The 13,141-nt window shown below is 74.3% G+C and carries 10 protein-coding genes; 4 read left to right on the plus strand and 6 right to left on the minus strand.

Annotation, left to right across the window (positions count from 1 at the left end; genetic code table 11):
* Window positions 1-29: 29 nt before the first annotated feature.
* On the plus strand, window positions 30-1,364 hold the full coding sequence (locus tag CRP52_RS05955; RefSeq protein ID WP_097235433.1) for a cytochrome P450 family protein: 1,335 nt from the start codon (window positions 30-32) through the stop codon (window positions 1,362-1,364).
* 174 nt (window positions 1,365-1,538) lie between these two features.
* Complete coding sequence (locus CRP52_RS05960) at window positions 1,539-2,585, plus strand: L-tyrosine/L-tryptophan isonitrile synthase family protein (RefSeq protein WP_097235434.1); 1,047 nt, start codon at window positions 1,539-1,541, stop codon at window positions 2,583-2,585.
* A 7-nt stretch (window positions 2,586-2,592) separates the two neighbouring features.
* Here the strand turns inward: CRP52_RS05960 and CRP52_RS05965 are convergent, their stop codons facing one another.
* The 3 genes from CRP52_RS05965 to CRP52_RS05975 form a co-directional block, all read right to left on the minus strand.
* On the minus strand, window positions 2,593-3,417 hold the full coding sequence (locus CRP52_RS05965) for an ABC transporter ATP-binding protein (protein WP_097235435.1): 825 nt from the start codon (window positions 3,415-3,417) through the stop codon (window positions 2,593-2,595).
* Window positions 3,414-4,448 carry a FecCD family ABC transporter permease gene (locus CRP52_RS05970; protein ID WP_097239869.1) on the minus strand — a complete coding sequence of 345 codons (1,035 nt, stop codon included), beginning with the start codon at window positions 4,446-4,448 and terminating at the stop codon, window positions 3,414-3,416. The genes CRP52_RS05965 and CRP52_RS05970 overlap by 4 nt, the downstream gene beginning before the upstream one ends.
* 147 nt (window positions 4,449-4,595) lie before the next feature.
* Complete coding sequence (locus tag CRP52_RS05975) at window positions 4,596-5,678, minus strand: ABC transporter substrate-binding protein (RefSeq protein WP_097235436.1); 1,083 nt, start codon at window positions 5,676-5,678, stop codon at window positions 4,596-4,598.
* Between the two features lie 164 nt (window positions 5,679-5,842).
* On the opposite strand from CRP52_RS05975, the gene CRP52_RS05980 reads away from it, so the two are divergent.
* Window positions 5,843-6,754, plus strand: a complete 912-nt coding sequence (locus CRP52_RS05980; RefSeq protein WP_218893069.1) for a helical backbone metal receptor — start codon at window positions 5,843-5,845, stop codon at window positions 6,752-6,754.
* Between the two features lie 49 nt (window positions 6,755-6,803).
* Window positions 6,804-7,838: a lytic transglycosylase domain-containing protein gene (locus tag CRP52_RS05985; RefSeq protein WP_097235437.1), complete on the plus strand. Its 1,035-nt coding sequence runs from the start codon at window positions 6,804-6,806 to the stop codon at window positions 7,836-7,838.
* Between the two features lie 83 nt (window positions 7,839-7,921).
* Here the strand turns inward: CRP52_RS05985 and CRP52_RS05990 are convergent, their stop codons facing one another.
* The 3 genes from CRP52_RS05990 to CRP52_RS06000 all read right to left on the minus strand — a co-directional run bounded on the left by CRP52_RS05990 (window position 7,922) and on the right by CRP52_RS06000 (window position 13,141).
* Window positions 7,922-9,967 (minus strand): hypothetical protein, encoded by a 2,046-nt coding sequence (locus CRP52_RS05990; protein ID WP_143685658.1) that lies wholly within the window; start codon window positions 9,965-9,967, stop codon window positions 7,922-7,924.
* Between the two features lie 205 nt (window positions 9,968-10,172).
* Window positions 10,173-11,759, minus strand: coding sequence for a lipase maturation factor family protein (locus tag CRP52_RS05995; protein ID WP_097239871.1), 1,587 nt, complete (start codon window positions 11,757-11,759; stop codon window positions 10,173-10,175).
* A gap of 305 nt (window positions 11,760-12,064) precedes the next feature.
* Entirely contained in the window at window positions 12,065-13,141 is a 1,077-nt protein-coding gene (locus tag CRP52_RS06000) for a GAF domain-containing protein (RefSeq protein ID WP_121178555.1), read from the minus strand.

Genomic DNA, 13,141 nt, shown 5'->3' on the forward strand with positions numbered 1-13,141 from the left:
CCCGCACCCGCACCGGAGGACCAGCCCAGATGACCGACACCCTGCCCGACCCGGCCGCCACCGGCGCCGACACCCCGCGCTGCCCGTACGGGTACGACCGGCTCCCCTCCCCCGTCCCGCTGTACGGTCCGGCGTACAAGAGCGACCCGTACCCGCTGTACCGGCGGATGCGCGAGGCCGGGCCGGTGCACCGGGTGGAGTTCCCGAGCGGCATCCACGCCTGGCTGGTCACCGGCTACCGGGCCGCTCACGCGTCCCTCAACGACCCGCGGCTCGGCAAGAACCACGCTCTGGGCAACGACAATTGGCGCCGGCTCGCGTCGATCATGCCCGAACCGCAGCACTCGCAGCTGCAGGTCCACCTGCTGCACCAGGACCCGCCCAAGCACACCTCGATGCGCCGCCTCGTCCTGGACGCTTTCGCCCCGCGCCGGGTGGAGTCGCTGCGCCCCCGGCTGAGAGAGCTCGCCGACGCCCTGGTGGACGAGCTGCCCGAGACCGGCGGCGCCGACCTGGTGGCCGGCTTCGCCGCCCACTACCCCTTCCGCGTGCTGGCCGAAGTCATCGGCCTGCCACCCGAGTTGGCAGGCCGGTTCGACCGCGACTGGGGCAAGGTGGTCCAGCCCGTCGGCCCGAACGACCCGGGCCGTCCGGCGTACGAGGCGCGGCTGCGCGGCCTGCAGACGTACATCGCCGACGTCGTCGCCCGCAAGCGCACCGACTGCCGGACTCCCGGCTGGTCGGAGTCCGAGGACCTGCTCGGCCGACTCGTCGCCGCCCACGACGCGGGCGAGTTGAGCCGCGCGGAGCTCGACTCGATGGTGTTCCAGCTGCTGGTCGCCGGGCAGGAGCCGGTCACCAACCAGATCACCACCATGCTGATCACCCTGCTGCGCCACCCCGAGCAGCTCAAGCGGCTGCGCGACGGGATCGACGAGCCCGGCCTGCTCGCCCGGGCGGTGGAGGAACTGCTGCGCCACGACGCCGCGTTCGAGCTCACCACCTGGCGGTTCTTCGCCGAGGACAGCGACCTGTTCGGCACCACCGTCCCGGCCGGGGACTCGGTGATCGTCTCGCTCTGCGCCGCCAACCGCGACGAGGAGCAGTTCCCCGAGGCCGACCGCCTCGACCTCGACCGCTCCCCGAACGCCCACCTCGCCTTCGGCCACGGCATCCACTACTGCCCCGGCGCCGCGCTGGCCCGGGCAGAACTCCAGGTCGCCATCGCCACGCTGCTCACCCGCCTGCCCGGCCTGCGCCCGGCCGAGGCCCCCGGGGACGGCCTGGCGGACCTCGCCTGGGTGCCCGCCGTCCTGGCCCGCGGGGTCAACCGGCTGCCCGTCGCCTACGACCGGCGCCGCTGAGCCCCCGCCAGGCCCCGCCCGGCCCCCACCCCTGAAGCACCCGCGGTGCTGCCCCCGGTCCGGGAGGCAGCCCGGTTGCGCCTGCCCGCCGGCCGCCGGCCCGCACGCTCACTGCCGACCCGCACGCCCGCCGCCGTATGCCCGTACGACACCACCTTCCGTGGAGGACCCACCATGCCGCCCGTCGGCGCCGCCACCACTCCGGCCCACGCCGCCACCACCCCGGCCTCCGACCGCACCACGGCCGAGCGGCTAGCCGCCCGCATCCTCGGTCTGCTGCTGCCGCACCGTCGCGCCTCCGACCCGGAGTTCGACGTGCGGCCGGAACACTTCCCGCTCCAGCTCGCCCAGTTGGCGGACTTCATCGCCGCCGGTGAACCGATCGTGTTCACCCTGCCCGGCTTCCCGTGCAAGTCGCCCAACCCGGCGAAGGTGCTCGGCCACCTGCCCGACGAGGGCGAACGGCTCTCGCTCACCTTCCTCGACCGGCTCTGCGCCGAGATAGGCCACCTCCACGAGCCCGGGGCACAGATCCTGATCTGCTCCGACGGGCACATCTTCGGCGACCTGATCAACGTCCCGGACGACCACATCGACGCCTACTCCGACGAGTTGACCGCGATGATCGCCCGCGAGGGCCTCGGCCACCTCGCCACCTTCGACCTGCGGGCCGTCCTCGGCGACCTCCCGTACGACGAGAAGCGCGCCCGGGTGCACCAGCAGTACGCCCCCACCGTCGAGGAGTTGCGCGAGCAGGTGCTGACCGAGGAGGAGACCCTGCGGCTGTACCGCGGGATCACCCGGTTCCTCACCGAGGACACCGTCGACTTCCCCGGCACCCGCTCCGCCCTGCAGCGGGAGTGCCGCCGACGCGCGTACGGCGTGATCCAGCGCAGCCGCGCCTGGGGTGAGTTGATCGCCGAGCAGCACCCGCGGGCGGTACGCCTCTCCATCCACCCGCAGCCCGCCGGGGTGTCCAAGTTCGGCATCCGGCTGCTGGAGGCGGCCGACGTCTGGACCACGCCCTGGCACTCCTCGGTGCTCCACCGCCCGGACGGAAATTGGGAGTTGCTGCGCAGCGAGGAGGCGCAGCAACGCGGCCGGCTGGTGCTGCGCGACGGCCGGCCGAGCCACTACGAGGGCCACTACGAGAGCCGCTACGAGGGCCACACCGATGGCCACACGGAGGACCACACCGAGATCCCGACCGAAGGCCGCTGAGCGGCGCCTACCGCCCCGCGGTGTCGGCCACCGCGCCGGCCGGGCGTCCGGTCGGTGCGGCGGCCGGGCTGCGGTGGTCGAAGGCGATCAACGGGTCGCCGGTGAGCGGGTGTTCGACCACCGCCGCCCGTACGCCGAAGACCTCCGCCAGCAGTTCCGCGGTGAGCACCTCCCGCGGCGCCCCGGAGGCCACCAGGGCGCCGCGGTGCAGCACGTGCAGCCGGTCGCAGACCGAGGCGGCGGCGTTGAGGTCGTGCAGGGCGACCAGGGTGGTGCGGCGCTGTTCCCGGAGCAGGGCGAGGAGTTCGACCTGGTGCCGGACGTCCAGGTGGTTGGTCGGTTCGTCCAGCACCAGGACGTCCGGCTGCTGTGCGAGCGCGCGGGCCAGCAGCACCCGTTGCCGTTCGCCGCCGGACAGTTGGGCGAACCGACGGTCGGCGGCGTGCGCCATGCCGACCCGGGTCAGTGCCTCGGCGGTGATCCGGTGGTCCTCGGCGTCGTCGGCGGCGAAGGCCCGCTTGTACGGGGTGCGTCCCATCGCGACCACCTCCCGGACGCTCAACTCGAAGTCCCCGCCGCGTTCCTGGGGCAGGGCACCGATGTGCCGGGCGGACTGTGCGGGCCGCAGCTCCGCGAGGTCGCGCCCGGCCAGCAGCACCCGGCCGGCGCTCGGCCGCAGGTGCCGGTAGACGGTCCGCAGCAGGCTGGACTTGCCGCTACCGTTGGGCCCGACCAGTCCGGCGATCTCCCCCTCCTCGGCGACCAGGTGGACGCCGGCCACCACGGTGCGCCCGGCCAGGGCGACGCTCAGGTCCTCGACGGCGATCCTCAATTGCGCTCCAGTCGTCGGTCCAGCAGGTAGAGCAGGGTGGGGGCGCCGAGGACGGCGGTGACCACGCCGATCGGCAGTTCCTGGCCGTCCAGGGCCGTGCGGGCCACGGTGTCGACGACGACCAGCAGCAGGGCCCCGGTGAGCGCGGACAGCGGCAGCAGGCGGCGGTGGTCGCCGCCGACGAGCAGCCGGCAGACGTGCGGCACCATCAGCCCGACGAAGCCGATCGCGCCGGAGACGGCGACCAGCACCCCGGTGAGCACGCTGGTGACGACGAAGACCTCGCGGCGCAGCCGGGCGACGTCCACGCCGAGCCCGGCGGCCGTCTCGTCGCCCATCAGCATCGCGTTGAGGCCCCGGGCGCGGGATTGCAGCAGGGCCATGGCCAGTGCCACGGACGCGGCGGGAATGGCGAGTTGGGCCCAGACGGCGCCGCCGAGACTGCCCATGAGCCAGAACAGCACGCCCCGGGTCTGCTGCTCGTCGCTGGTCTGCAGGACGAGGTAGCTGGTGACGCCGCCGAGGAACTGGGCGATGCCGATGCCCGCGAGGACCAGGCGCAGCGGGGAGAAGCCACCGCCGCGCCGGGCCATCAGCCAGACCAGCGAGAACGCGCCGAGCGCGCCGGCGAACGCCGCCAGGGAGACGGTGAGGCCGAGCGCGCTGCCGAAGGAGAGCTGGAGCCCGAGGCTGGTGCCGAGGACGATGGTGGCGACGGCCCCGAGGGAGGCCCCGGAGGAGATGCCGAGCAGGTACGGGTCGGCGAGCGGGTTGCGCACCAGGGCCTGGACCGCGGTGCCGACCAGGCCGAGCCCGGCTCCCACCACCGCCGCCAGCAGGGCGCGGGGGACGCGCAGTTGCCAGACGATGAGGTCGCGGGTGCCGGGTTCGGGGGCCCGGCCGGTGAGGTGGTGGACGACCACCGACCAGACCTCGCCGGGCGGGATGTCCACCGAGCCGAAGGAGACGGCTGCGGTCAGCGCGAGCACCAGGGCCGCGGCGAGCACGGCGGCCAGCGGCCCGGCCCGCAGGGTGCGGGCCGGGCGCGGAGTGCCGTGCGGTTCGCCGCGGGATTCACCGTACGGTTCCCTGTGCGGTTCGCCGCGCGGCTGCCCGTGCGGTTCGCCGCGGGATTCGCCGTGCGGTTCGGCTTCGGCGGGGACGGCCGAGGTCACCTGCTACTGCCCGTTCTTGACGAGGTCGGGGTGGACGGTCGCGGCGATCTGCCGGACGGCGTCGGCGTTGCGCACGCCCGCAATGGTGGTCACCTCGGAGCCGAGCCGGACGAAGTGGCCCTCCTGGACGGCCTTCAGGCCCTGGGTCGCGGGGAAGCTCTTCAGGAACGCCTCGGCGTCGTCGAAGGCCTTGCGGGTGGCCTCCTCGCTGCCCCGGTTGCGGACGGCGAGCTGGATCCAGTCCGGGTTCTTGGCGACGACGTCCTCCCAGGAACCGGGCTTGAAGTCGGCGTCGCAGTCGGCGAACACGTTGCGGGCACCGGCCAGAGTGATGACGGCGTTGGCGACCTGCCGGCCGCAGACCGCCGTCGGCTGCTTGGTGCCGGCGTCGAAGTCGAAGACGAAGTAGCCGGGCCGCTGCCCCTCCGGGACGCCGGCGAGCGCGGTGCGGACGTCACCGACCTGCTTCTCCATCCCGGCGATCAGCTCCTCCGCCCGGGCGGCGGTGCCGGTGACGGCTCCGAGGCGGCGGATGTCGTTCTCGACCTCCGCGAGGTCGGTACGCGGCGCCTTGGCCGCCTTCGGGGTTCCGGAGCAGGCGGTGGAGAGCAGGAAGACGTGCTGGATGCCGGCCGCAGAGAACTCCTCCTCGCTCGGCCCGGTGGCGCCGCCGCCCATCATCGGCATCGCGCTGAAGGTGTCGATGTAGAGGTCGGCGCCGGAGCCGAGCAGCTTCTCCTTGGGGATGACCTTCTCGCCCAACACCGTTACCCTGCCGCCCTGTTCGGCGAGGTCGGCGGGCAGGGTGCCCTTGCCGGGCGGGAAGCCGGTGCCGATCACCCGGTCGCCGGCGCCGAGCCGCAGCAGCATCTCCAGGCTCGACGCGTTGCTGGTGACGATCTTCGTGGGGGCCTTGGCGATGGTGGTCTCCTTGCCCGTGCAGTCGGCGACCGTGACCGGGTAGGCGCCGGCCGGGGCGGCCTTGGCGGTGCCGGTGGCGGCCTGCCCACCCCCGCCACCGCTTCCGCAGGCCGTGGCGAACAGGGCGACGGCGGCCGCGATTCCGCAGACAACGCGAGGGCGCATGACAACTCTCCTGGTCGGTGATCGTGCTCGGGGTCCGTACTGCGGACCCGGACCAGGTAGTCGGACGGTCCGGGCGGCGGGTTCCCGCGGATTCGCGAACCCGGGGGGCGGGTTTCCGGACGACCGTCAGCCCCTGCCTCGCGGCCCCGCCGTAAGGTGGCCGGATGGCCGACCCCACCGCCCCGCGCGACGCCACCACTCCGCTCGACGAGCCCGCCCCGCTCGACGAGCCCGCCCCGCTCGACGAGCCCGCCCCACGCGACGATGTCGTCCTGCGCGACGACCTCGACCTGCCCGTCCGGCTCGGGCCGCGTCCGCCCCGCCGGGTGGTCTCGCTGGTGCCCTCCCTGACCGAGGCGGTCGCCGCAACCGCACCCGGCCTGCTGGTCGGCGCCACCGACTGGTGCAGCCACCCCGCCGACCTGGCCGTCACCCGGATCGGCGGCACCAAGAACCCCGACGTCCGGCGGGTCCTCGCGCTCGAACCGGACCTCGTCCTCGCCAACGACGAGGAGAACCGGCGCCCCGACCTCGACGCGCTGCGGGCGGCCGGCGTCCCGGTGTGGGTCACCGACATCCGCACCCTGGACGACGCCTTCCGCTCACTGGACCGGCTGCTGACCGTCGCCTGCCGGCTCCCGCGCCCCGCCTGGCTGGACGAGGCGGAAGCGGCCTGGGCCCCGACCGGCCGGGCGGAGGACGGGAATCCGAAGGCGGGCCCACGCACGATCGTGCCGATCTGGCGCCGCCCGTGGATGGTCCTCGGCCGCGATACCTTCGCCGGGGACCTGCTGCGCCGCCTGGGCCTGCGGCTCGTCCATGCCGATCACCCCGAGCGCTACCCCGCTGTGCCACTGCCCGAACTGCTGGCGGTCCGGCCCGAGTTGGTCGTACTGCCGGACGAGCCGTACCGCTTCACCGTCGAGGACGGCCCCGAGGCGTTCCCGGGCATCCCGGTCGCCCTGGTCAGCGGACGGCACCTGACCTGGTACGGACCGTCACTCGTCACCGCCCCCGCCGTCCTGCGCCGGGCGATCGGCCACCCGTTCGGACAGGGTCGGATCGGCACCTCGTAGGATGACCGCTTCTCACCGGGAACGCCGGTGACAAGCGGGGGGACCACAGATGAGACTGAGCACCACCCGGCGGACACTGGTCCTGGTGTCCGCCGCCGCCGTGTCGGCCGCCGTCCTGGCGGGCTGCGGCACCGAGCACGCCGACAAGCACCAGGACGCGGCAGCGGGCGGCACCCCGGCGGCCGCGAGCGCCGCACCGACCGAGACGCCAAGCGCGAGCCCGTCCGCGAGCGCCGCTCCGAGCCCGTCCGCCTCGGCGAGCGCGAGCAGCGGCCCCGCCGCCTCGCAGAGCCCGAGCGCCGGCGCGGGCAAGTCGGCCAAGGCCGCGCCGAGCACCCCGCCGGGCGCCGCCGCCAAGGCCGGTGGCACCCTGCCCGCCGGGCTGACCACCCAGCCGCCGGTCGCCAAGCCCGTCGTCGTGGCCCCGGTGCCGAGCGCCAAGCCCGGCCCAGTCGCACCTCCGCCGCCGCCCGCGCCGCCGACCCCGCACGTGCCGCCGCTGCAGAGCGGCTGCACGCCCAGCAAGCCCCGCCCTGACGACCCCAAGGAGGCCGTCGGCGCGGCCCTCGCCGCGGCCGCGGGCCAGTCCCGGACGCTCAAGCTGAGCAGCGGCGGAACGGACCAGCTCCCGCCGCTGCCCGTCAACCTGGTCAAGGCGATCGCCTGGCAGGAGAGCGGCTGGCAGTCCGGCATCCTCGCCTGCGACGGCGGGATCGGCACCATGCAGGTCATGCCGAACACCATCAGCTGGATGAACGGCAAGTTCGGCACCACCTCGGACGCCAACACGCTCGCCGGGAACGTCCAGCTCGGCAGCCAGCTGCTCGACTGGCTCGTCGCCTACTACGGCGACTCCTCCTTCGGCGGGAAGTACGACCTCTCCCCCGACCCGGCCACCGGCAAGACGCCGCTGCTCGACCTGGTCGTCTCGGCGTACAACGCGGGCGCGGGCAACGTGCACTACAACGCCGTCACCGACCCGACCACCAGCGAGGTCGTCGGCAGCCTCTCCATCCCCAACCCGGGGTACGTCGCCAACGTCAAGGCGCTGATGTCCAGCCAGCCCTGGAACAAGGCGGGCTGACCCGAGGCCGCGTGTCCTGCGGACGAACGGGGCCCGGGACGCGATCGCGTCCCGGGCCCCGTTCGTCCGGCGGGCGTCCCCCGTCAGCCGCGCGCGGCGGTGACGGCGGTGCCCAGCGCCTCCTTGATGCGCGGGCCGAGGCGGGCGAAGCCCAGCTCCTTCATGGCCGCCCGCAGCAGCTCCTCCTCCGAGCGCTCGACACCGTCGCCGTCCACCCACCGCACGACGGCGAGCAGTTCGTCGGCCGAGTAGGCGGTGACGGGACGGCCGGGCGTGAAGTCCGGCTTCGCGGGACGGGTGCCGGCCTCGGGCTCGGGAGCCCCCTCGACGGCGGGCTCGGGCTCGACAACGGTCACCGGCTCGGCCTCGGCGGCCGGCTCCTCGACCTCGACCGCCGCCTCCTCCACTACCGCGTCGACAACGGCCTCGACCTCGGCGACGGGCTCGACCTCGGCGACGGGCTCGATCTCGGCGACGGGCTCGGCGTCGGCATCGACCTCGGTCACCGGCTCGGCCTCGACGGCCGCCTCGATGGGCTCGGGCTCAGCTGCCACCTCCTCGGCGACAACCTCGTCCACCTCGACGACGGGCTCCTCCGCCACCTCGGCGTCAACCTCGGCAGCGGGCTCCTCGACCTCGACGGCCGCTTCGGCCACCTCTGCCTCGACCTCGTCCGCCGCTGCGGCCTCGGCCAGGGCGGCGGTCGCGGCGGCGACCAGGTCGTCGGCGGCCGGGGAGGGCGCCGGGAGGGAGACGACCGCGGCCGGCGCGTCCTCCTCCGTCAGTTCCTCCTCCACCGCGGCCGGCTCGACGTCGACGGCCTCGACCTCGACGGCGGCCTCCGCCTCGTCGCTCTCCTCGGCGGCTTCCTCGGCGGCCTCCTCGACCGGAGCCGTCACCGAGAGCGGGACCTCCTCCACGAGCCCGTCCCGCTGCCCACCGGCCAGCGCCTGACGGGCCGCAGCCTCCGCCTCAGCGGCCGAAGCCTCGGAGCCCAGCTCCTCCGCGCCCGCCTCCTCCGCAGCCGGCTGCTCACCGGTCACGTCCTCGACCGACGCTTCGCCGACCGGCTCATCGGTGACGGCCACCTCGTCGACCAGCACCTCGCCGTCCGGCGCCACGTCGACCGCCGCCTCCTCGGCGACGGCCTCCGCGACGACGGCGTCGGCCGCCAGCCCGTCCCGCTGCCCGCCCGCCAGTGCCTGGCGGGCCGTGTACGCGGCCTCGGCGGCGCGGCGGTCGGCCTTGGCGGCGGCGAGTTCGGTGAGCAGTTCGCCGAGGCCGGCCTCCTCCAGGTCGGCGCGCAGGCTGCGGATGGTGGGCAGGCGGTAGAGGGTGCCCTCGTCGGAGGCGAGCCGCTCGACCAGGTCGATCAGCTCGGTGAAGGGCAGCCCGTCCAGGTCGTGGGCGGGCAGCAGGCGGGCGAGCTCGCGCAGGCCGGTGTTGATCGCCTCGAAGGCCTGGGCGGTGTGCTCGACCAGGGCTCCGTCGGCGGGCACGGTCGGGAGGGTGCCGGCCGGGGCGAGGGCGGCCCAGGCGCGGCGCTCGATCTCGGCGGAGGTGAGGGCCTCGTGCAGGTCCTCGCGGCGGATGCGGCGGTCGGTGGCGAGGGCGGTGGCCTGCTTGCGCAGTGACCGGCCGCGCAGCCAGGAGAGCTTGACGCCGTTCTCGCGGCGCCAGGTGCTGTCGGCGGTGGCGGCGGCGAGGGCGCCGAGGTCGGCGTCGTAGGCGGCGGTGGTGAGGGTCGCGGAGGTGCGGTGCACCCGGTGGAGCATCTCGACCAGGAGCGCGGCCTTGGCGACGGTGTCCGGCTCGTCCAGCTTGACCTCGGCGGCCAGGGCGGTGACGGCCTCCCAGGTCTGCTGGAGGTCGCGGCCGCGCAGTTCGGCGAGCGCGGTGGAGGCGGCGCGGGCGTCCTCGGGGGTGGCGACGGTGTCGACGGCCGCGTACCAGGCGTGGGTGTCGGCGCTGAGGGTGAAGGCCCCGAGTTCGGCGTAGCGGCCGAGGTCCTCGCGGAGGTCGGGCTCCGCGGCGGCGTCCTGGGGGTCCTTGACGTCTGCGGCGTCTGCGGCGTCGGCGACGTCCACCGGGTCGGCTGCGTCGGCGTTGCGCGAGTGAAGCACTGTCATGTGAGGTCCGGTTCTGGGCGACGGCGGCGGGGCTGGCGACGAGGGGGCGGCGGACCGGTTGCGCGGGGTGCCCCGGGGGCGGGGCGAGGGGCGCGCGGTCGGGCTGCCGGTTGTGGAGGCCCAGAATACGGGTGCCCGTTCGAGCCTTGCACGCACCCACCGTCCCGACGGGCCGGTGTCGTATCCCATACCGCCCGCCTGGCCGCTACTCGGGAGGTCCGGCCGGGTGGTCCGGTGCTGGTCCGGCCGGGTGGTCGGGCGCTGTTCCCCCGGTCGGGCCGGGGCGGCGGCCGGGGCGCCGCAGCCGTTCCAGGGGGACCTCGCGGGCGCCGCGGCGCGGTCGGCCGAGCGGCGGGCGGTGCCCGGCCCGACCGAGGGTGTGGAGGTCGACCGGCGCGAGGTACTCGTTCAGCGCCGTGCGGTGCCACCACGCGCCGGTTTCCCGCAGTTCGCGCCAATCGGTGAACCGGTAGAGGTAGAGGGTCGCCCGGACGTGGGTCGGCGGGGCGTCCGGGAAGGGGTTGTGGCGCAGCAGGCGCAGGGTGGCCCGGTCGCCGGCGAGCAGGCGGGCGACGAAGGGCAGGAACCAGGCGCGGGCGTAGCCGGGCGAGATGCCGGCGAACCACATCAGCCAGTCCAACCGCAGGTGGTAGGGGGCGTACTGGCGCGGGAGACGGCGCACGTCGCCGGGTTTGCCCTTGAAGCCGTACTCGCGCCACACCGTCTGCGGGGTGAGGACCGCCTCGTCGGTGCCTTCGACCACGACCTCCTGGCGGAGGCGGTTGATGCTGCCGAAGGCGCCGTAGGTGTTGACGAGGTGGAGCCGGTTGAAGGAGCGGTTCATGGCCTGCTGGCGGGAGATCATGTTCCGTACCGGCCAGTAGCTGAGCACGGCGACGGCTGCGGTCAGCGCGATCACCAGCGTCTCGTACCAGAGCGGGGTGCCGGGGTAGTCGCGGGCGTGGACGGGCAGGGCGAGGCGGGACGGCTGGACGGCGGCGAGCGCGAGGGCGATCGTGAGCCAGTTGAGCCAGGCGAAGTTGCCGGAGGCGATCAGCCACAGCTGGGTGGCGATGACGGCGCAGGCGGCGTAGCTCGCGATCGGCTGCGGGAGCAGCAGGCAGACCGGTACGACGAGTTGGACGACGTGGTTGGCCGCGACCTCGACCCGGTGCAGTCGGTCGGGCAGGTGGTGGAAGAACCAGCTGAGCGGGCCGGGCATCGGCTGGGTCTCGTGGTGGTAGCGCAGGCAGGTCAGGTCGCGCCAGCAGCTGTCGCCGCGCAGCTTGATCAGTCCGGCGCCGAATTCGACGCGGAAGACGAGCCAGCGCATCAGCCACAGCACCAGGGTGGGCGGGGCGGTGTCGGCGGTGCCCAGGAAGGCGGCGAGGGAGCCCGCTTCGAGCAGCAGGGACTCCCACCCGAAGGAGTACCAGGTCTGCCCGACGTTGACGATGGAGAGGTAGAGCACCCAGAGCACCGCCCAGAGCAGGATCGACGTCCAGAGCGGGACGGCGTCGCCGAGCCCGGCCGCGACGGCGGCGGCGAGGGCGGCGCCGCTCCAGGCGACGGCGGCGAAGAAGCGGTCGCTGTAGTGGAGGTGGAAGAGGCCGGGTGCCTGGCGGAAGGTGACGCGGGCGGTGAAGCGGGGCACCGGCAGCATGCCGTCCGCGCCGATGAGCGCGCGGAACTGCGCGGCCGCGTCGAGGAATCCGATCAGGTAGATGACGGCGAGCAGGCGTTGGACGAGCAGCCGGCTCAGCCAGTAGTCGGGGGCGGCGAACCAGTCCATGCGGCCCATGCCTACCATCGCGGCTGCGCGGGCGGGCCCGGCCGGGGCGCGGTCGGCGGACGGTTCACCCGCTCGGCCTGGCCGAACTGCGCTGCGCCGTAGGGCCGCAGCGGCCGCCCGGGACGCCCGCCCGTGCTGTCGGGCCGCCGTCGGAATGCGGCCCCGGGCCACCTGGCCCCGGACGGCAGCGTGGCGGGGAGCCTCTCCTCGGGGGTGAGAGGCGCCCCGCCACGGTGGCGGACGGTAGGAGTGGTGGTGCCGGCGGCCGTGGCCGCGGTGCCGCGCGCGGGCGGCGGGTCGGCGGTTCAGCTCGGCAGGACGAGTCCGGACCCGCCGGCGGCGCCCGGGCGGCCGGCCGCGGTCGCGGTGCCGTTCTGCTGCAGCCGGTCCACCAGCAGGGCGGCCAGCGTGCCGAGCTCCTCCTCCGTGCGGGACTGGGCGGTGACGTCCATGCCGACGGTGAGGACACCGTTGACCTGGCCGGTGCGCGCGGTCCGCAGCGGGGTGCAGGTGAAGCTGAAGATCTGCTGGATGCGCTGGGCCTCGGGGCGGGCGCTCTGCACCCGGACGTCGTTGAGGACGGTGGCGCGGCCGGTGTGGTACGCCTCGGAGACGGCCTGCTGGAGGCCGGCCGCGCCGAGCTGCGGGTAGGCGGTGCCGATCGTGCCGTACGCGACCGGGGCGCCGAAGGTCTCGGCGTGCTGGGCGTTGGCGTAGCGGATCTCCTGGCCGGGGCCGTCGGTCAGCATGATGGGGAACGGGGAGCCGTCGAAGGCGGCGAACATCTCCTGCTGCTGGGCGAGCAGGTTGTCGCGCAGCCGGATCTCGGAGAGCAGCGCCTCGGCGAGGTGCTGGATGTCGCGCAGCCGCTCGCGTCCCCACTGCCGGGGTTCCCGGTCGAGGACGCAGACGGTGCCGATGACGGTGTTGGTGTCGTCGACGAGGGGGGCGCCGAGGTAGGCCCGGACTCCGAGTTCGTCCACGACCGGGTTACCGGCGAAGCGGGGGTAGGCGAGGATGTCGTCCAGGGCGAGGGGCGAGCGCTGGGCGACGACGTGCGGGCAGAAGCCGTGGCTGAGCGGCATCTGCCGGGAGGGGAGGTCGAAGGCGATGCCCCGGTCTGCCCAGGAGGCGCCTTCTTCGGCCGCAGCTTCGTTCGAGTTTGGCGGAATGTAGAGCCCCCGGAACATCTGGCGCTCGTCGTTGATGAAGTTGACCATCGCGATGGGAGCGCGGGTGATGCTGGCTGCCAGGTGCGCGAAGCGGTCGAAGGCCTCGTCCGCGGACGGTTCGTTGAGACCCAGGCTGCGCAGCCTGCGAGTCCGCTCGGACTCCCCGGCGGCACCCGGGAACTGGCCTTGAGTGCTCATCACATCAGTCAT

It is taken from the genome of Streptomyces sp. 1331.2 (assembly GCF_900199205.1).
In the GTDB taxonomy this organism is placed as follows: Bacteria; Actinomycetota; Actinomycetes; order Streptomycetales; family Streptomycetaceae; genus Kitasatospora.